Source organism: Nocardiopsis sp. iso_40, from assembly GCF_056173285.1.
The window spans coordinates 4334072-4352759 of sequence record NZ_CM149666.1 but is presented as its reverse complement, the minus strand read 5'-3'; the positions used below and the strand labels follow the sequence as shown (position 1 = coordinate 4352759).

Genomic DNA, 18688 nt, shown 5'->3' with positions numbered 1-18688 from the left:
TCACTCCTGCTCGGCGGTTTTGCGGAGCACCGGTTCGCCGGTACCAGCGGTCACACCGGCCTCCGGGGTGACCTCGGGCAGTTGCTCGGCCACGGGGAGGTCGTCCTCCTCCGCGATGGGACGGGGCTCGGGCGGTGCGGTGGTGAGTTCCAGCGGCGCCACGTCGGGCTCGAAACCGAACACCCCGGCGTAGAAGGCCAGTTCGGCCTCCAGGGAACGCAGCCGTGCCTCCTCGCCGCGGAAGCCGTGCGCCTCGCCCTCGAACTCCAGCAGCGCGTACGGCACGCCCCGCTCGCCGAGCGCGGTCGCCATCCGGAAGGCCTGGTCCGGGGTGACCACCTTGTCGTCCGAACCCTGCAGCAGCAGCACCGGGACGTCGATCTCGCCGGTCCGGTTGATCGGGGACCGCTCCCGGTAGGTCTCCACGAAGCCCGGCAGCGAGCCCACCAGGGTGTCCAGGAACCGTGACTCGAAGTCGTGGGTGGTCTCGACCAGGCCCAGCATGTCGGCCACCCCGAAGTACGACACCCCGCAGGCGAAGGTGTCCCCGGTGAGCGCCAGCAGGGCGGTGAGGCCGCCCGCGCTCGGACCGCGGACGGCCAGCCGTTCGGGGTCGGCCAGCCCCTGTTCCACCAGTGCCCGGGCCGCGGCCGTGCAGTCCTCCACGTCCACCGCGCCCCACTCCTTGTGCAGACGCTTGCGGTAGGAGCGGCCGTACCCCGTGGAGCCGCCGTAGTCGACGTCCACCACGCCGATACCGCGGCTGGTGAAGTAGGCCTTGACCAGGTCCAGTTCGCGCGGGGAGTGGCTCACCGGCCCGCCGTGCGCCCACACCACGTACGGTGCGGGCCCGGCGGAGGAGACGTCGGGGTTGGTGGGCGGGTACACGTTGGCGTGCACCGTCGCCCCGTAACGGCCCGGGAGTGTCACCGCCCGGGGCGCGGGCAGGTAGGCGGGGTCCGGTGGCTCCTCCACGGACCGCCGGAGCACCTCGACGGTGCGGCGCAGCGGGTCCAGCCGCACCACGCATCCGGCGGTGTCGGCTGAGGCGGCGATCGCCACCACGCTGGTTCCGTCGGAGTCGAGGTGGGACCAGGAGGTCAGTTCCGTGGAGACCGGTTCCAGGTCCAGGGTGTCGGGGTCGTACACGCTCGGCCGCAACCCGGTGTCACCGTGCAGCGCCACGATCCTGCCCGAGTCCAGCACGCGGAAGCAGCGGTCCCCCAGCCGCCACGGTGGACTGTGGAACTCCTCCTCGGCCGGGTACAGGGCGATCGCCGGGCCCCTCAGCCCGACCTGGTAGAGGTTCCAGAAGCCGGGCCAGTCCGAGGCCACGTACAGGGTGTCCTCGTCGGCCCAGACGGGGGAGAGCACGGACTCGTCGACCCCGCCCTTGAGCGTGTACTCCCCGGTCAGCCCGGTTGCGGTCAGTTCGCCGACCCGCAGTTCGGTGCCGTCCCAGGGCATCCGCGGATGGTTCCACCGCACGTACGCCAGGCGGGTCCCGTCGGGGGAGAGGGCCGGAGCGGCGTAGAAGTGGGCGCCCGAGACCAGCTCCTGGACCGCCTCCGGGTCCTCGGCCCCCCGCCCGGAGAGGGGGACCGACACGATCGAGCGGCGGACGGCGCCGTCGGCGTGCTGTTCACGCACGCACAACAGCTGTTTGCCGTCGGGGCCCGGCGTCGGGTCGGCGTAGCGCAGCGCCCCCGGCGAAGCGGGCTCCGGAGTCAGCGGGACCGGCTCCCTGGCACCGCGTTCGAGCAGGTACAGGCGTTGGTCGGAGGAGTTGGCGAAGACCGCCCCCACCCGGGGGATGGCCTTGTCGTCCCGGCGGGTGACCGGGAGGTGGGAACGGCCGCCGTACTCGTGCACCCTGGTCCCCACGCTCCACGGTGCGGGGAGCAGGTCGTGCACGGTTCCGTCCGCGTCCCGCCGCACGAGTGTCGTCCGGCCCCCCTCGGCCGGGCGGTACTCCTCCCACCAGACCTCCTCGCCCAGAACGGACGGGTACGCCATCCGGCGCACCCCTCGGGCGACGTCGCCGGCGCTGATGGGCGATGGCCAGGAGCCGTGGGGGCTCGACAGTTCAGACATGTCCCGCTCAGGATGGGTCGTGGGTGCGATCAGATGACATGTCGACCTTAGTGCTCCCGAGCCCCCGTGTGCAGTCCTGTCCGCCCCACCCGTGGACGGACGGGCCGGTGCGTGCGCGGGAGCGGCAGCGGTACGCGACTGCGGGCTGGGCGACGGCGGCCAGCCAGAACGACGGCCCCGTGGAGCGCACTCGGGGTGCGTCCACGGGGCCGTCACGGGGTTCCCCGGCGGGCGGGTCAGGTGCCGCCGGACCCCTTACCGGAGCCGGGGGCGTCGCCGTCCCCTGGCTCCTCCTCGGTCCGGGACCCGGTGTCCGTGTCGCCGACACCGGGTTCGGCGGCGGTGCCGCTGGGCGTGGGCAGGCCCGCGGCGCCCTCCCGGACCGGGGCGGGCGCCCCGTTCGCGGCGGGCTTGGCGGAGGACCTGCCGCGTCCGGAGTTGCGGCGCTCCAACCAGATCGCGACCCTGCTCAGCGAGACGTTGATGACGATGTAGATGAGGGCGCAGATGATCGCCGCCGGGATCACGTTGCTCTCCCGGGTGGCGATCAGCGTGAAACTGCGCAGCAGCTCCGGGAAGGCGATGATGTAACCCAGCGCGGAGTCCTTGAGCAGGACCACCAGCTGGGCCACGATCGCGGGCATCATCGAGGTGACGGCCTGCGGGATCAGGATCGTCCACAGCGTCTGGGTCCGTGTCATCCCGATGGACTGGGCGGCTTCGCCCTGTCCGGGCGGTACGGCGTTGATCCCGGCGCGGAACACCTCGGCCAGTACGGACCCGTTGTACAGGGTCAGGCCGGTCACGACCGCGACGAGCGCGCTCACCTGGAAGGTGCCGGTCGGGATGTCGAAGAGCTGCCAGGCGACGATGGGCAGCGCCATGGTGAAGAAGATCAGCATCAGCAGCGGGATGCCGCGGAAGAACTCCACGATGGCCCCGGAGGGGACGCGGATCCACCAGTGCTCGGATAGGCGGCCGATACCGAAGACCAGTCCGAACAGGACCGCCAGCACCGAGGCCGTCAGCGCCGCGGTCAGCGTGTTCTGCAGACCGGGGATGACGTATCCGGTCCAGGTCTCGGGCCGCAGGAACGGTTCCCACTTGTCGGCCGCCCACTGGCCCTCCGGGTTGACCGCCCAGGTCTGCGCGGAGAACAGCGGTGATTCCCGTTCGCTCAGGGTCCGGTTGAACCCCAGGTACAGCACGGCCGTACCGATCAGCGCCAGGAAGACGGTGAGGACCGTGTAGAGGGCGTTGCGCACCCGGGCCCTGGGGCCGGGAACGTCGAAGAGGACGGTCTGCGCACTCATCGGACCACCGCCACGCGCTTGGACAGCCAGCCGAAGAAGTAACCCATCGGCAGGGTCAGGATCAGGAACCCGATCGCGAACCCGACGAAGGTCGGCAGGACCGGTGCGACGCCCTGGTCGAACATGAGCTTCATCTCCCGGGAGGCTTCCTGGACGCCCAGCCCCGCGACGGAGGCGACGGTGGTGTTCTTGGTGAGCGCGATGAGCACGCTGCCCAGCGGGCCCACGACGGTGCGCAGGGCCTGCGGGATGACGATCAGCCGCAGGTTCTGGGTGAAGGTCAGGCCCAGGGACCGGGCCGCCTCGACCTGGCCGAGGGGGATGGTGTTGATACCCGAGCGCAGCGATTCGGACACGAAGCAGGCGGTGTAGGCGGACAGGCCGATCACCCCCCACCAGAACACGTCGAGGGCCACACTGTCGGCCAGGCTCAGTCCCAGGGCGCTGTTGAGGCCCAGACCGCAGAACAGCAGCACCAGGGTCAGCGGTGTGTTCCGTACGCCTTCGACGTAGGTGGTGGACAGTCCGCGCAGCAGCGGTACGGGCGAGACCCGCATCGCGGTGAGCAGGATGCCGAGGATGAAGGAGAAGAGGGCGCTGAACAGGGTCAGCCGGACGGTCCATGAGAAACCGTCGACGACCCTGTCGATATTGCTGAGAAAGGCTTCCATGGGTCCCAGCCGGTCAAGGGCCGGAAGGTGGGGCCGGGCTGTGCCGGCCCCACCTTCCGGTCGGGTTCAGGTGACGGGGTTTCAGGCGCAGGTGTCGAGTTCGGGGACGGACTCCTCGAAGGCGAAGTCGGTCTCGCCGAAGGCGGATTCCAGGTACTCGGTGGCCGAGCCGTCCTCCCACATCTTCGTGATGGCCGCGTTGATCTCCTCGCAGCGCTCGGTGGAGCCGGCGGGCAGGCCGACGCCGTACCTCTCCTCACCGAACGGGTTGTTGACCATCCTGAAGTCGTCCGGGTTCTGGGCGGCGAAACCGGCGAGGATGGTGTTGTCGGTGGTCACCGCGTCGACGGTGCCGTTGTTGAGCAGCTCCAGGCACTCGGAGTAGTTGCCGGCCTCACGCAGTTCGGCGTCGATCCCCATGTCCTCGGTGATGTTGTGCGCCGAGCGGGAGCCGGAGGCCGAGCACAGGACCTTGCCTTCGAGGTCGTCGGGGCCGTTGATGTCGGAGTTGCCGGCCTGGGTCAGGATGTCCTGCTGGGCGACGTAGTACGGGCCGGCGAAGTCGACGACGTCGCGGCGCTCGTCGGTGATGGAGTAGGTCGCCGCGATCATGTCCACGGTGCCCTGCTGGAGGAAGGACTCGCGGTTGGCGGAGGCGGCCTCGGTCCACTCGATCTGGTCGGCGGAGTAGCCGAGCTCCTCGGCGATGTAGGTGGCGACGTCGACGTCGAAGCCGACGGGGGTGCCGCCCTCGTCCAGGCCCAGGCCCGGCTGGTCGTACTTGACACCGATGGTGATGGTGTCGCCACCGTCTCCGTTGTCGTCACCGCCTCCGGTGCCGCCGACATCGGCGGTGCCGCAGGCGGTCAGGGCCAGGGCCAGGACGGCGGCGCCGCCCAGGACGGAGTTGATACGACGGGCTCGCATGTGGGGTACCTCTTCCTTGTACGTGCGAAGAACGCGAAGATCTCGGGAAACCTAGTGGGTCAGGATCTTCGACAGGAAGTCCTTGGCCCGGTCCGACCCGGGATTGGTGAAGAACTCGTCGGGGGTGTTCTCCTCGACGATCTGTCCGTCCGCCATGAAGACGACCCGGTTCGCGGCGCGGCGGGCGAAGCCCATCTCGTGGGTGACCACGACCATGGTCATGCCCTCGCTGGCGAGGTCGGTCATGACGTCGAGGACCTCCTGGACCATCTCCGGGTCCAGGGCCGAGGTCGGCTCGTCGAAGAGGAGCACCTTCGGGTTCATCGCCAGGGCACGGGCGATGGCGACCCGCTGTTGCTGGCCGCCCGAGAGTTGCGCGGGGTACTTGTGGGCCTGGTCGCCGATCTGGACGCGGTCGAGCAGTTCCATGCCCCGGGCCTCGGCGTCCGCCTTCGACTTGCGGAGCACCTTGGTCGGGCCCAGGGTCACGTTCTGCAGCACGGTCTTGTGTGCGAACAGGTTGAAGGACTGGAACACCATGCCGACGTCGCTGCGCAGCTTGGCGAGGCCGCGTCCCTCGGCCGGCAGCGGCTGGCCGTCCAGGGTGATGGTGCCGGAGTCGATCGTCTCCAGCCGGTTGATCGTGCGGCACAGCGTCGACTTACCGGACCCGGACGGGCCGATGACGACTACCACCTCGCCGGAGTTAACCGTCAGATCGATGTCGCGGAGCACGTGCAGGTCGCCGAAGTGCTTGTTGACGTTCTCCAGCACGACGAGAGGAGTTGAGGTCATGCATCGGAACCTAATGGCTCCATGTTGCCGTGTCATCACAAAAACGCTGCCTGGCTCGGGCAGTAGTGGACTTGTTACGGCGTGATCTGCGGAAAAGTTATGTTTTTCGATGCATGAGTTCGCTTTTGTCGCGCTGAGTGGCGGTCCCGTTCTCCAGAGTCTCATGTGCGGTCTTCCGCGGTGGGGGCAGGGGCGCGGGAACGGGCGTCCTGGACGCGGGCGCGGACGGGATAGCCTGGAACGGTGAGCCAGAGTCGTACCTACCAAGTGCGGACCTACGGCTGCCAGATGAACGTCCACGACTCCGAGCGCCTCTCCGGTCTGCTGGAGGACGCTGGGTACGCGCGCGCAGCCGAGGACACCACCGCAGACATCGTCGTCTTCAACACCTGTGCGGTCCGGGAGAACGCGGACAACCGCCTCTACGGCAACCTGGGGCACCTGCGTCCGGTCAAGGACGCCAACCCCGGTATGCAGATCGCCGTGGGCGGTTGCCTGGCGCAGAAGGACCGCGGGGAGATCGTGCGCCGTGCGCCCTGGGTGGACGTGGTGTTCGGAACCCACAACATCGGCTCCCTGCCGACCCTGCTGGAGCGTTCGCGCGTCCAGCGTGAGGCGCAGGTCGAGATCGCCGAGTCGTTGGAGCACTTCCCGTCCACCCTGCCCAGCCGCCGTGAGTCCGCCTACGCGGCCTGGGTGTCGATCTCGGTCGGCTGCAACAACACCTGTACCTTCTGCATCGTGCCCGCACTGCGCGGCAAGGAGAAGGACCGGCGCCCCGGCGACGTGCTCGCCGAGGTCCGCGCCCTGGTCGAGGAGGGCGTCACCGAGGTGACCCTGCTGGGGCAGAACGTCAACGCCTACGGCAGTGAGTTCGGCGACCGGCAGGCGTTCTCCAAGCTGCTGCGCGCCTGCGGTGAGATCGAGGGGCTGGAGCGGGTCCGTTTCACCTCCCCGCACCCGCGTGACTTCACCGACGACGTCATCGAGGCGATGGCCCAGACCCCCAACGTGATGCCGCAGTTGCACATGCCGTTGCAGTCGGGCTCCAGCAAGGTGCTCAGGGACATGCGCCGCTCCTACCGTCAGGAGCGCTTCCTGGGGATCGTGGAGAAGGTGCGCGCGGCCATGCCGCAGGCCGCCATCACCACGGACATCATCGTGGGCTTCCCCGGTGAGACCGAGGAGGACTTCGCCGAGACCCTGCACGTGGTCCGTGAGTCCCGGTTCGCGATGGCGTTCACCTTCCAGTACTCCAAGCGCCCCGGGACCCCGGCCGCCACGATGGAGGAGCAGGTGCCGCCGGAGGTGGTCAAGGAGCGCTACCAGCGGCTGGTCGCCCTCCAGGACCAGATCTCCTGGGAGGAGAACCAGAAGCTGGTCGGCCGCGAGGTCGAGCTGATGGTCTCCGAGGGCGAGGGGAAGAAGGACGGTGAGCACCGCCGCCTGTCCGGCCGCGCCCCCGACAACCGTCTCGTGCACTTCGCCGTGGGTGACTCCGAGGAGCCGCGGCCGGGCGACATGGTCACCGTCGAGGTCACCTATGCCGCCCCGCACCACCTGGTCGCCGACTCCGGGGTCCGGAACCTGCGCCGTACCCGCGCCGGGGACGCCTGGGACGCCCGCCAGGGAAAGCCGGTCCAGGTGAGCAAACCGGACGTGCTGCTGGGCATGCCCGGGGTCGGGGCCCCCGAGGAGCAGCCGGCCCCCGCGGGCGGTTGCTGCGACGCCTGATCCGGTTGTTCGCCCGGGCCCCGACGCCGGGGCCCGGGCGCTCGGTGCTCAGGCGCCCAGGCGGACCGGAAGAGTGTCCAGGCGCGCGGTGCCGGGAACGGAGGAGCGCACCGGCTCCCGTCCGGGCACCAGAGCCAGGTCCGGGTAGGCGGACAGCAGCGCTCCGAGGGCGACCTCTCCCTCCTGCCGGGCGAGGGCGGCCCCCAGGCAGTAGTGGAGGCCGTGCCCGAAGCCCACGTGGGCCTCTCCCGGCCGCCCCTGGTGCCGGGTGATGTCGAAGCGGTGCGGCTCCGGGTGCACGGCGGGGTCCCGGTTCGCTCCGGCCAGGGCCACCGCGACCCGCTCGCCGGCGCTCACCCTCGCGCTGTCGAGCTGCACGTCCTCCGCGGCGTACCTGGCCCGGGCCACGACGGCCGTCCCGCCGTACCTGAGCATCTCGTGCACCGCTGAGGGCAGCAGTTCCGGCGAGGCCTTGAGGAGTTCGAGCTGTTCGCGGTGTTCCAGCAAGGCAAGGGTGCCGTTGCCGAGCAGGTGCGCGGTGGTCTCGTGACCGGCGAGGACGAGTGTGAACACCAGGGTGACCAGTTCGGTTTCGCTCAGCCGGTCGCCGTCCTCGTCACGGGCCCGGACCAGGGCGCCGAGAAGGTCCCCGTGCTCGCTCGCCCGGCGCTCACCGATCATCCACTTGATGTGGTCGATCATCCGGCCGAGCACGTCGTTCATCCGGGCCGGGTCCGCGGGGTCGAAGTTGCTGAGGGCGTGGCTCCACGATTGCCATGCCCGGCGGTCCGCGACGGGGACGCCGACCAGGTCGCAGATCACCGTGATGGGCAGCGGGTAGGAGAGGTGTTCCATGAGGTCGACGACCCCGTCGCCGTCGGCACGCGCTGGGAGGTCGGCGAGCAGGTCGGCGGTGATCCGCTCGATGCCCGGGCGCAGGTCGTTGACCCGTCGTGCGGTGAAGGCGCGTGAGACCAGCTTGCGCAGCCGGGTGTGGTCGGAGTGGTCCTTGTCCAGGACGGTTTCGGTGAGATAGGTGATCAGGTCCTGGTGTACCCCCATGGCGCGCATGGCGTCGGAGCGCTTCGCCTGCGCCCTCGCCTGCTTCACGTTGGCGGGGTCGACGACGAACCGCCTGTCGCTGAGGATGGCGCGGACGTCCTCGTCCCCGACGAAGAGGAGCGCCTCCATGGTGTCCAGGAAGAGGACCCGGGCGGCCCCGCCCTCCTGGCGGACCCGTTCGATCACCCCGTAGGGATCCGTGGCGAACTCCGGCGAGCGCAGGTCGATGGGTGCGTTGGTGCTCATGTGCCCCTCCTCGGGGGACTAAGTGGTGCGCTTGACGCGTTTCTGTTCCTCGACCTCGTCGATCATGCGCCGTTCCAGGTCGGTGAAGATCTCGACGACCTTCGGCCGGGCCGCGTCGAGGGTCTCGGGGGACACCTCGGCCTCCAGGAGGGGGCGTACGCTCTGGGCGATGAGTTCGGCGCGGGTCGCGAGTCCGGGGACGTCCTGACCCTGTTCCGCCAGGACCTGTTCGGTGGTCATGTGGCCGGTGATGATGGCCGTGTAGGCGTAGAACTGCTCCTCGAAGGGCCGGTCCCGGCGTAGGACCCCGTGTTCGCGCAGGTGGTCCCAGTACGCGCGGATCGTTCTCCACCGGAGCTCGACGATGTCGCCGAGCAGGACGTGGGCGTCGTGGGAGAGCCTCGCCAGCGAGCCGGGGGCGTCCACGAGCATCGACCTCAGGACCGGTTCCCGTGCCTGGAGCAGGTACAGCCTGCGGGCCAGCTCGCTCGGTCGGACGGCCTCGCGGTCCTCGTGCATTGCCCGGACGATCTCGCCGATAACCCCGGTCTGGGCCCGCATCACCACGGTCAGGAACAGCAGTTCCTTGGTGGTGAAGTGCAGGTAGACGGTGCCCTTGCCGACGCCGGCGCGCCGGGCCACGTCCCCGACGGTGACCTTCCGGGGCCCCAGCGCCACCATGAGTTCCTCCGCGGCGTCCAGGATGTGGTCGGCCCGCGACGCGCGTTCGGCGGCGGACCTGTCGGTGAACGGGGGCACGTACGGCTCCTTCGGTTCGGCTGCGGCCGGCGGTGGCTCCCACCAGCGTTGACGCGAAGACCATATCCACACCTCCGTTCCGGGCCGATCGCCTGACCGCGCGCCTGACTGTGTGACCAGATTTCAAAACTGGTCACACAGTCAAACCTAGGCCAGGGGTCGGCCCGGGGCAAGGCCGGTGAGGCGGATCTTTCCGGAGGGACAGGTATAGTCTCGCCCCTGTGTTGATCGCCGCCGCTGTGTGTCCCCATCCGCCCGTGCTGTTCCCCGAGGTCGCCCAGGGGGCCGCACCGGACCTGGAGGCCCTGCGCGACGCCTGTGACCGGGCCGTCGCAGGGCTCGGGGCGAGCGGGGCCGACCGCCTGTACGTGGTGGGCCCGGGGCCGCGGGAACGCCGCCACGGCCGCGACGCGGGGGGAGGCCTCGACGACTACGGGGTCGCGCTGCGGGTGGGGCCGGCACCGGGTGTCCTGGATCTGGCGGCCACGGCCGGCCGCTGGCTGGCCGAACGCTCGGGGCTGACCCCCGACGGCTACCAGGAGGTCGCGCCGCGGACCACTCCGGAACGGGCGGCCGAACTCGGAGCCGCGTTGGCGGGGTCGGGGGACCGGGTCGCACTGCTGGTGATGGGGGACGGCAGCGCCCGCCGGACCGAACGGTCACCCGGTTACGTGGACGAGCGCGCTCTTTCCTACGACGACGCCGTGGCCGAGGCCCTGGGCGGTGCGGACGCCGCGTACCTGGCCGGACTCGAACCGGCGCTGGCCGGTGAGCTCATGGTCGCCGGGCGTCCCGCCTGGCAGGTCCTGGCGGGCGCGGTGGGGGAGCGCCCCTTCACCGGTGACCTGCTCGCCTACGAGGCGCCCTACGGGGTGGGCTACTTCGTGGCCGCCTGGTCCTGAGTCCGCTGGTTCCGGGGCGGCCCGGAAGCCGTCCCCTCAGCGCTGGGAGTTCGGCAGCAGGGTGGCCACGTCCACCAGGGCCTCGCCCGGGTACTCGTTCCTGCCGGCCAGGGCCGACTCCACCTGCGCCATCGCCCGCTCCAGCAGGTTGGGCGCGTCGTAGGGCAGCCACCGCACCCGGGGGTCGCGGCGGAACCACGACTCCTGGCGTCGGGCGAACCGGCGGGTGGCCTGGGCGGTCTGCTCCCTGGCCTCGGCTGGTGTGAGTTCGCCGTCGAGCTGGGCGAGCGCCTGGGCGTATCCGAGCGCCTTCGACGCGGTGCGCCCCTCGCGCAGCCCCTGTCCGTCCAGGCGGCGGACCTCCTCCAGCAGCCCCTGGTCCCACATGCGCTCGACCCGCAGGTCGATGCGCTCGTCCAGTTCGGGGCGCGGGGCGGTCAGCCCGATCTGCACACACGGGTAGTAGGAGGTGTGGTCGGGCAGGTTCGCGGTGAACGGCTGCCCCGTCAGCTCGATGACCTCCAGCGCGCGGACGATGCGCCGCCCGTTCCCGGGCAGGATCGTCCGGGCGGCCTCGGGATCGGACTCGGCCAGCCTGGCGTGCAGCAGTCCGGGGCCGATGTCGGCCAGTTCGGCCTCCAGCCGGGCGCGCACCCGCGGGTCGGTGCCGGGGAACTCCATGTGGTCCAGGACCGCGCGTACGTACAGCCCGGACCCGCCCACCAGGACGGGGATGACGTCGCGGTCGGCGCAGTCCTCCACCCTCTCCCGGGCGAGGGTCTGGTAGCTGGCCACGTCGGCGGGTTCGTGCACGTCCCAGATGTCCAGCAGGTGGTGGGGTACGCCCCGGCGCTCCTCCTCGGAGAGCTTGGCGGTGCCGATGTCCATGCCCCGGTACAGCTGCATGGAATCGGCGTTGATCACCTCGCCGCGACGACCGGTCCGTTCCTCCAGCCACTCCGCGAGGTCGACGGCCAGGTCCGACTTGCCCACAGCGGTCGGGCCCACGACCGCGATCACCTTGATCATCCCTCCAGCGTAACCACGTCGCGGCCCGGTCGGGCCCGTACCGGGTGAGAAACGGGTGGGAATCGGGCCGCGCGGCCGCCGGGGCGCGCGTGCCGGGGCCCGGCGGCGGTGGCGGCGGTGGCGGCGGGCCCCGGCACGGGAGGAACGGGCCTGGGAACAGGGCCTAGGATGGTCACCATGCGATTCGCCAAGGGCCACGGAACAGAGAACGACTTCGTGATCCTCCCCGACCCCGAAGGGGAGCTCCAGCTCACGAAGGAGACCGTCCGGCTGCTGTGCGACCGCCGGGCGGGCATCGGCGGCGACGGCATCCTCCGGGTGGTGCGCACACGCGCGCTCGGTGAGACCCTCGCCCCGGCGGCCCGTACGGCCGAACGCCCCGAGTGGTTCATGGACTACCGCAACTCCGACGGAAGCGTCGCCGAGATGTGCGGCAACGGGGTACGGGTCTTCGCCCACTACCTGCGGCACGCCGGACTGGTCGAGGGCGACCGGTTCGAGGTCGGCACCCGGGACGGGGCCAAGGGGGTCGTGGTCGAGGCCGACGGCGACATCACCGTCGACATGGGGCGCGTGGAGATGCAGGGCACCTCCTCCGCGAAGCTCGCCCGGCAGGCCGTGCACGGCTCCCAGATCTCCGTGGGCAACCCGCACCTGGCCTGCGAGGTCCGGGGTCCGGTCGCCGACGTCGACCTGAGCGAACCGCCCGAGCTGGACGCCGAGGCCTTCCCCGAGGGGGCCAACGTCGAGGTGTACGCCGAGATCGCCCCCGGTGTACTGGAGATGCGCGTGTACGAGCGCGGCTCCGGCGAGACCCGCTCCTGCGGGACCGGCATCGTCGCGGCCGCCGCCGCGGCCGCCCCCGAGGGGGAGGAGTCCACCTGGCGGGTGCGCGTGCTCGGCGGCGAGTGCACCGTCTACCTCGACGCCTCCGGGGCCCGGCTGAGCGGTCCGGCCACCATCGTCGCCGAGGGCGAGACCTCCCTCCTCTAGAGCCGCCGGGCCCCGCTACCCCCGTCTCCGGCCGAGCAGCGGCCCCGGGCCCAGGCCGCGCAGGGAGGCGTCCAGGAGTTGCGCGGTGTGGGTCACCGCGATCGGCGAACCCGCACGCTCCGTCGCCGAGGCGATCTGCAGCGAGCAGCCGGGGTTGCCCGACACCAGGAGCCGGGCACCCGTCGAGGCCGCTCCCCGGGCCTTGCTCTCGCCCAGCTCCTCGGCGGCCTGGGGCCTGAACAGGTTGTACACACCCGCCGACCCGCAGCAGACCTCCCTGTCGGGCAGCTCGGCCAGCTCCAGCCCGGGTATCCGCCGGAGGAGCTCCCGGGGCTGGCGGGTGACGCCCTGGCCGTGGGACAGGTGGCAGGCGTCGTGGTAGGCCACGCGCAGCGGCACCGGGTGGTACTCGGCGCGGGGGCCCAGGTCCACCAGGTACTCGGTGAGGTCCACGACCTTGGCCGAGAGCGCACGGGCCCGGTCCGTCCAGGCGCGCCCGGCTCCCGCCTCGGTCAGGGTCCGGTCGAAGTGCTTCATACCGGACCCGCACCCGGCGGAGTTCACCACGATCCGCTCCACCCGGCGGGTCTCGAACACCTCGATCATCCGTTTGGCCAGGTCGGCGGCCTCCGCGATCCTCCCCGAGTGGCCCGAGAGCGCACCGCAGCACCCCTGGGAGCGCGGGATCACCACCTCGCAGCCCTCCAGTGCCAGCACCCGCGCGGTCGCGGTGTTCACCTCCGGGAAGAACGCTCCCTGTACACAGCCCACGAGCATGCCCACCCGGGCGCGCCGTTCGCCGACGGCGGGTACGAGTTCGGGCAGCGGGGGCGGCGGAGCCGACAGCCGCGGGGCGACGCGTTCCATGGCGGCCAGGGCCGGTGAGATCCGCTCCAGCAGACCGGACCTGCGGACCAGCGAGGAGACCCCGCTGGCCTGGTAGGCGCGCAGCGGCCCGCGGAGCGCCCGCAGCCGGGACCGGTACGGGAAGAGCGAGAACACCGTCGCGCGCAGGGCCCGCTCGCCGAGGGGGCGCCGGTGTTCGGTCTCTACCCGGTGCCTGGTGTGCTCGATCAGCGCGTCGTAGGCCACACCCGACGGGCACGAGGACACGCAGGCCAGGCAGCCCAGGCAGTTGTTGAAGTGGCCCACCGCGGTTTCGGTGAGCACGTCCTCCTCGTGCATCTGCGCCATCAGGTGGATGCGCCCGCGCGGGGAGTCCATCTCCTGCCCCCACAGCACGTTGGTGGGACAGGTCGGTAGGCAGAACCCGCAGTGCACGCAGTCGTCGAGCAGCTCCCCGAAGAGCCGCTCCGGGCCGGGTTCGGGGTCGGTCGGTCGATCGGTCACGGGACCCTCCCTGAGGGAGTTCGGCGGATGGTTCAGATCCCGCCCGCGAAGCGGCCGGGGGACAGGCGGTGCCCGGGATCGAGGGAGTCCTTGACCGCCCGCATCAGCGACAGCCCCGGCACCTCGCCCCACTGGTCCACACCGGCCGCCAGGACGTGCGGTTCGGCGCGCAGCAGGACCGCTGACCGGCCGGTACCGGCACGGGCCCGGTCCAGGACCGCTGCCACCGCCTCAGCGGAGGGGCCCGGCGGGAAGGCCAGGTACAGGCAGCCCGCGGGCACGGACGCGGTTCCGCGGGCGGGAGCCCCGGACCCGTCCCGGGCCAGGCGCCCCAGGTCGTCGGCGAGGTCGGGCAGCTCGGCCGGGGGCGCCAGGACCCGGACCAGACAGCCCTCGGCGGGGAGCACTCCCCAGTCCTCGGGCAGTTCCTCGGTCACCTCCGTCTCACCGCCCAGCGCCCGGGAGGTCTCCCCGACCCGGGAGACCAGGCCCTCCGGAGTGCCCTCCAACACCACGACCAGCCGCCCCGGCCCCTCGGCGGGCCGGTCCAGTTCCACGGCCGAGGGCACCACCGCGGTCCCGCGCAGCGCGGCCAGAGCCCGCTTCGCCCGGGATCCGGAGGGCATCGCCGCGCTCACCACACGGACCGCCGGCGGGAGCGGGTGCAGGCGGAACGCGGCCGCGGCGATCACCCCGAGTGTGCCGTACCCGCCGGTGTGCAGCTTGGCCAGGTCGTATCCGGCCACGTTCTTGACCACCCGGCCGCCGCTGCGGGCCACCGCCCCGTCGGCGCGCACCACCGTCATCCCGATCACCAGGTCGCGCAGCGCTCCGGCGAGCAGCCGTCGCGGGCCGCCCGCCCCCGTCGCCAGGGCCCCGCCCACCGTGCCGCCGACCCGGACCGGGTCGTAGGACAGCCGCTGCCCGGCGGCGGCCAGGACCCGCCCGAGTTCGGCCAGCGGGGTGCCCGCGCCGACCTCCACCACCAGGTCACCGGCGTTGTGGTCGATCCAGGACAGCGCGCGGGTGTCCACCAGCAGGTCCAGGGAACGGGGCGGTGCGCCCCAGTCCAGGCCGGTTCCGCCCCCGCGCGCGGTCACCGAGAGCCCGTCCCGGTGCGCGGCGGCCATCAGCTCCGCGAGCGCCCCGGTGTCGGCCGGGCACGCCACGTGCGTCGGCACGACCCCGCACACGGCGTCCTCGGGGGTCCCCTCCCGCAGGGGGTGCTCCTCGGCGTCCAGGTCCCGTCTCACCCTCGGCCCTCCCGGCCCGTTCGCGGTCGTACTCCTGTGCCGGCGGTGTCTGCCACGGTGCCTGAGTGGCCGAGTCGCCCGGTCAGAACTGTTCGGCCTCGCCGGAGGCCACCAGCGGGTGCACCCCCGTGCGCACCTCGGGCCGTTCCCCGCACAGGCGCGGGGTGGGCAGCAGTTTGTCCGGGTTGGCGATCCCGTCGGGGTCGAAGGCCCGCCGGAACAGGTCGAAGGTCTCCAGGGAGGCGTCGTCGTACATGCGCGGCATCTTGCACGCCTTGTCCACCCCCACCCCGTGCTCGCCGGTGATGGACCCGCCGTGTTCGATGCACAGGTCCAGGATCGCCCCGGAGACCTCCTCGGCGCGCTCGGCCGCGCCGGGTTCGGCGTCGTCGAACAGGACGAGCGGGTGCAGGTTTCCGTCACCCGCGTGGAAGACGTTGGCGACCCGGATGCCGCTTTCGGCGGACAGGGCGGCGATCCGGCCCAGCACCTCGCCCAGGGCCGTGCGCGGCACCACCCCGTCCTGGACGATGTAGGCGGGGCTGATCCGGCCCACCGCGGCGAAGGCCGACTTACGGCCCTTCCAGATCAGCGCGCGCTCCTCGGCGCCGCTGGCGGTACGCGTCCCGAAGGAACCGCTGGCCGCGCAGAGTTCGGTGACCCGCCGGACCTGGGCGTCGACCTCCGTGGCCGGTCCGTCCAGTTCCACCACCAGCACCGCCGCCGCGCCCGCCGGGTAGTCGCAGGCCACGGCGGCCTCCGCGGCCTCCACGGCCAGCGCGTCCATCATCTCGACCGCCGACGGCAGCACCCCGGCGGCGATGATCGCTCCCACCGCCTCGCCTCCGGCGTCCAGGGAGGTGAACGCCGACAGCAGGGTGACGGTCCTCTGCGGGGACCGGGTCAGGGAGACGGTGACGCGCGTGGCCACGCCCAGGGTGCCCTCGGATCCGACGAACGCTCCGAGGAGGTCGTAGCCGTGCGCGCCCGGGGCCTTGCCGCCGAGCTCGACCACCTCGCCCGAGGGGGTGACGATCTCCAGTCCGCGCACGTGGCCCGCGGTGAACCCGTACTTGAGGCAGTGCGCACCGCCGGAGTTCTCCGCGACGTTGCCGCCCACCGAGCACACCTGTTGGCTGGAGGGGTCGGGCGCGTAGTGGTAGCCGTACGGTTCGGCGGCGCGGGTGATGTCGAGGTTGGCCACGCCCGGTTCGACCACCGCGCACTCGTTCTCCGGGTCGATCTCCAGGATCCGGCGCATGCGCGAGGTGACGAGGAGGACGCCTTCGGCGTGGGGGAGCGCCCCGGCTGACAGGCCGGTGCCGGCGCCGCGCGGAACGTAGGGGACGCCGTGTTCGGCGCACAGCGAGACGACCTCGCGGACCTGGGCGGTGGTGGTCGGCATGGCCACGACGCCCGGGGTGCACCGGTGGTGGTTGAGGCCGTCGCTCTCGTACGTACGCCGTCGGGAGAGGTCGGTCAGGACGCCGTCCTCACCGCAGATCCGGCGTAGCCGGGGGACCAGCGCGGCCAGGGCCGCGGGCGTGCGCACGAGACCATCGGGTGTGCGGCGTGCGGTCGTGGCCATGGGCGCCTCCCTGGTTCGGCCGGGGAGCGGCACCGGGTCCGTTCTCCGGTTGCGACCTCGCACAGGGACCGTACGACCGCGCCCCCTGCCGAAGCAAGGGGGCGCGGTGAAAGCAGGCTTCCGTTTCGTGAAATCGTCCGGGTTGGCCGCCGGACGCTTCCCCGGTTCGGCTACGGCATGCGCTCGTAGGCGGGCAGGGTCAGGAAGTCGACGTAGTCGTCGTCCAGGGCGACCTCGGTGAAGAGCTCGCTGGCCTGCTTGTAGAGGTCCTCGTTGAAGTTGTCGCCGAGGTCCTGCCGGATGGCGGCCAGCTCCTCGCCGATGATCTGCTTGACCAGTTCGGCGGTGACCTTCTCGCCGCCGTCCAGGGTGACGTCGTTGTGCAGCCACTGCCAGATCTGGGAACGGGAGATCTCGGCGGTCGCGGCGTCCTCCATGAGGTTGTGGATCGCCACCGCGCCGTTGCCGCCCATCCACGCCGCCAGGTACTGGAGGGCGACGTTGATGTTGCCGCGCAGGCCGGCGAGGGTGACGCCGCCCGGGGTCCGGTCCACGGAGAGCAGGTCGGCGGCGCTCACCTCGACGTCGGGGCGCTGCTTGTCGATCTGGTTGGGCCGCTCGCCCAGAACCCCGTCGAAGATCTCCTTGGCGATCGGCACCAGGTCGGGGTGGGCGACCCAGGAGCCGTCGAAGCCGTCGCCGGACTCGCGGGACTTGTCGTCGCGCACCTTGGCGAAGGCGTTCCGGTTGACCTCCTCGTCCCTGCGGGACGGGATGAAGGCGGCCATGCCGCCGATGGCGTGGGCGCCGCGCTTGTGGCAGGTCTTGACCAGCAGCTCGGTGTAGGCACGCATCATCGGGGCGGTCATCGTGACGGCGTTGCGCTCGGGCAGCAGGAACTTGCGGCCGCGGGTGCGGTGGGTCTTGATGAGGCTGAAGAGGTAGTCCCAACGGCCCGCGTTGAGGCCGGCCGAGTGCTCGCGCAGCTCGTAGAGGATCTCCTCCATCTCGAACGCGGCCGGGATGGTCTCGATCAGGCAGGTGGCGCGGATGGTGCCGCGGGGGATCTCCAGGCGCTCCTGGGCCAGCACGAAAATGTCGTTCCAGAGGCGGGCCTCGAGGTGGCTCTGCATCTTCGGCAGGTAGAAGTACGGGCCCTTGCCCTTGGCGATCTGACGCTTGGCGCTGTGGAAGAAGTACAGCGCGAAGTCGACGATGCCGCCGCTGGTGCGCTCACCGTCGACGAGGATGTGCTTCTCGTCCAGGTGCCAGCCGCGCGGGCGGACGACGATGGTGGCCAGCTCGGAGTCCTCCCTGAGGGCGTAGGTCTTGCCCTGGGGGGAGGTGAAGTCGATCTCGCGGTCCAGGGCGTCGCGCAGGTTGAGCTGCCCCTGGATCATGTTCTCCCACAACGGGGTGTTGGCGTCCTCGAAGTCGGCCAGCCACACCTTCGCGCCGGAGTTGAGGGCGTTGATCGTCATCTTGCGGTCGGTGGGACCGGTGATCTCGACGCGGCGGTCGGTGATGCCCGGGGCGGGCGGCGCGACCTTCCAGCTGTCGTCCTCGCGGATGTGCCTGGTCTCGGGGAGGAAGTCGAGGTCCTCGCCGGCCGCGATCTGCGCCTCCCGGGTCCGGCGGGCGGCCAGCAGTTCCTGGCGGCGCGGCTCGAAGGTGCGGTGCAGTTCGGCGACGAGCGCGAGGGCGTCCTCGGTGAGGATCTCGTCGAACCGTTCGTTGAGGGGGCCGGTGATCTCAACCCCGTGCTTGGCGCCCATGGAAAACCTTCCGCGATACGAAACAAGCTTCTGGTATGTGGAAGTGAAACTACTATCTTGATGTCGAGCGGTCAACGTCACTCGTGGTGTCAGTGACGTGCAATTTTCCCACAGGGGTAAGCCAGGGAAAAGTTCTTCTGGAAATATCGAGATTCTTCGGTCTTGGTGCTGATTCGTGTGTAACCACGCGACGCTCC

At 71.1% G+C, this 18688-nt stretch carries 15 protein-coding genes; 3 read left to right on the top strand and 12 right to left on the bottom strand.

Annotation, left to right across the window (positions count from 1 at the left end; all coding sequences use genetic code 11):
* The 5 genes from AC0VYD_RS18960 to AC0VYD_RS18940 all read right to left on the bottom strand — a co-directional run bounded on the left by AC0VYD_RS18960 (position 1) and on the right by AC0VYD_RS18940 (position 5800).
* A complete protein-coding gene (locus AC0VYD_RS18960) occupies positions 1-2094 on the bottom strand; it encodes a S9 family peptidase (protein WP_475476818.1) in 2094 nt (697 codons plus the stop codon).
* A gap of 236 nt (positions 2095-2330) precedes the next feature.
* Positions 2331-3407: an amino acid ABC transporter permease gene (locus tag AC0VYD_RS18955; RefSeq protein WP_475476817.1), complete on the bottom strand. Its 1077-nt coding sequence runs from the start codon at positions 3405-3407 to the stop codon at positions 2331-2333.
* On the bottom strand, positions 3404-4078 hold the full coding sequence (locus tag AC0VYD_RS18950) for an amino acid ABC transporter permease (RefSeq protein WP_191275805.1): 675 nt from the start codon (positions 4076-4078) through the stop codon (positions 3404-3406). Before AC0VYD_RS18950 ends, AC0VYD_RS18955 begins: the two co-directional genes overlap by 4 nt.
* Positions 4079-4159: 81 nt before the next feature.
* The gene (locus tag AC0VYD_RS18945; protein WP_475476816.1) at positions 4160-5005 is read right to left on the bottom strand and encodes a glutamate ABC transporter substrate-binding protein; all 846 of its coding nucleotides are present in this window, start codon (positions 5003-5005) and stop codon (positions 4160-4162) included.
* A gap of 51 nt (positions 5006-5056) precedes the next feature.
* Entirely contained in the window at positions 5057-5800 is a 744-nt protein-coding gene (locus AC0VYD_RS18940) for an amino acid ABC transporter ATP-binding protein (RefSeq protein ID WP_191275801.1), read from the bottom strand.
* A 267-nt stretch (positions 5801-6067) separates the two neighbouring features.
* On the opposite strand from AC0VYD_RS18940, the gene miaB reads away from it, so the two are divergent.
* On the top strand, positions 6068-7534 hold the full coding sequence (gene miaB / locus AC0VYD_RS18935) for a tRNA (N6-isopentenyl adenosine(37)-C2)-methylthiotransferase MiaB (protein ID WP_475480307.1): 1467 nt from the start codon (positions 6068-6070) through the stop codon (positions 7532-7534).
* A gap of 48 nt (positions 7535-7582) precedes the next feature.
* Here the strand turns inward: miaB and AC0VYD_RS18930 are convergent, their stop codons facing one another.
* Together AC0VYD_RS18930 and AC0VYD_RS18925 are read right to left on the bottom strand one after the other, a co-directional pair.
* Positions 7583-8842, bottom strand: coding sequence for a cytochrome P450 family protein (locus AC0VYD_RS18930; RefSeq protein WP_475476815.1), 1260 nt, complete (start codon positions 8840-8842; stop codon positions 7583-7585).
* An 18-nt stretch (positions 8843-8860) separates the two neighbouring features.
* Positions 8861-9601: a TetR/AcrR family transcriptional regulator gene (locus tag AC0VYD_RS18925; protein WP_475476814.1), complete on the bottom strand. Its 741-nt coding sequence runs from the start codon at positions 9599-9601 to the stop codon at positions 8861-8863.
* 221 nt (positions 9602-9822) lie between these two features.
* Between AC0VYD_RS18925 and AC0VYD_RS18920 the strand changes: the two genes are divergently transcribed.
* Positions 9823-10503: a class III extradiol ring-cleavage dioxygenase family protein gene (locus AC0VYD_RS18920; RefSeq protein WP_475476813.1), complete on the top strand. Its 681-nt coding sequence runs from the start codon at positions 9823-9825 to the stop codon at positions 10501-10503.
* Between the two features lie 36 nt (positions 10504-10539).
* On the opposite strand, the gene miaA is transcribed toward AC0VYD_RS18920, so the two are convergent.
* Positions 10540-11532 (bottom strand): tRNA (adenosine(37)-N6)-dimethylallyltransferase MiaA, encoded by a 993-nt coding sequence (gene miaA, locus AC0VYD_RS18915; protein ID WP_475476812.1) that lies wholly within the window; start codon positions 11530-11532, stop codon positions 10540-10542.
* A gap of 168 nt (positions 11533-11700) precedes the next feature.
* Here miaA and dapF point away from each other — a divergent pair, with 168 nt between their 5' ends.
* Positions 11701-12525, top strand: a complete 825-nt coding sequence (gene dapF / locus AC0VYD_RS18910) for a diaminopimelate epimerase (protein ID WP_475476811.1) — start codon at positions 11701-11703, stop codon at positions 12523-12525.
* 15 nt (positions 12526-12540) lie between these two features.
* Here dapF and AC0VYD_RS18905 read toward each other — a convergent pair whose 3' ends face one another.
* The 4 genes from AC0VYD_RS18905 to aceB form a co-directional block, all read right to left on the bottom strand.
* On the bottom strand, positions 12541-13875 hold the full coding sequence (locus AC0VYD_RS18905; protein WP_475476810.1) for a (Fe-S)-binding protein: 1335 nt from the start codon (positions 13873-13875) through the stop codon (positions 12541-12543).
* A gap of 32 nt (positions 13876-13907) precedes the next feature.
* The gene (locus tag AC0VYD_RS18900; protein WP_475476809.1) at positions 13908-15128 is read right to left on the bottom strand and encodes an FAD-binding oxidoreductase; all 1221 of its coding nucleotides are present in this window, start codon (positions 15126-15128) and stop codon (positions 13908-13910) included.
* Positions 15129-15210: 82 nt separating this feature from the next.
* A complete protein-coding gene (locus tag AC0VYD_RS18895; protein WP_475476808.1) occupies positions 15211-16716 on the bottom strand; it encodes an FAD-linked oxidase C-terminal domain-containing protein in 1506 nt (501 codons plus the stop codon).
* Between the two features lie 170 nt (positions 16717-16886).
* Positions 16887-18491 carry a malate synthase A gene (gene aceB / locus AC0VYD_RS18890; protein ID WP_475476807.1) on the bottom strand — a complete coding sequence of 535 codons (1605 nt, stop codon included), beginning with the start codon at positions 18489-18491 and terminating at the stop codon, positions 16887-16889.
* Between the last annotated feature and the right edge of the window lie 197 nt (positions 18492-18688).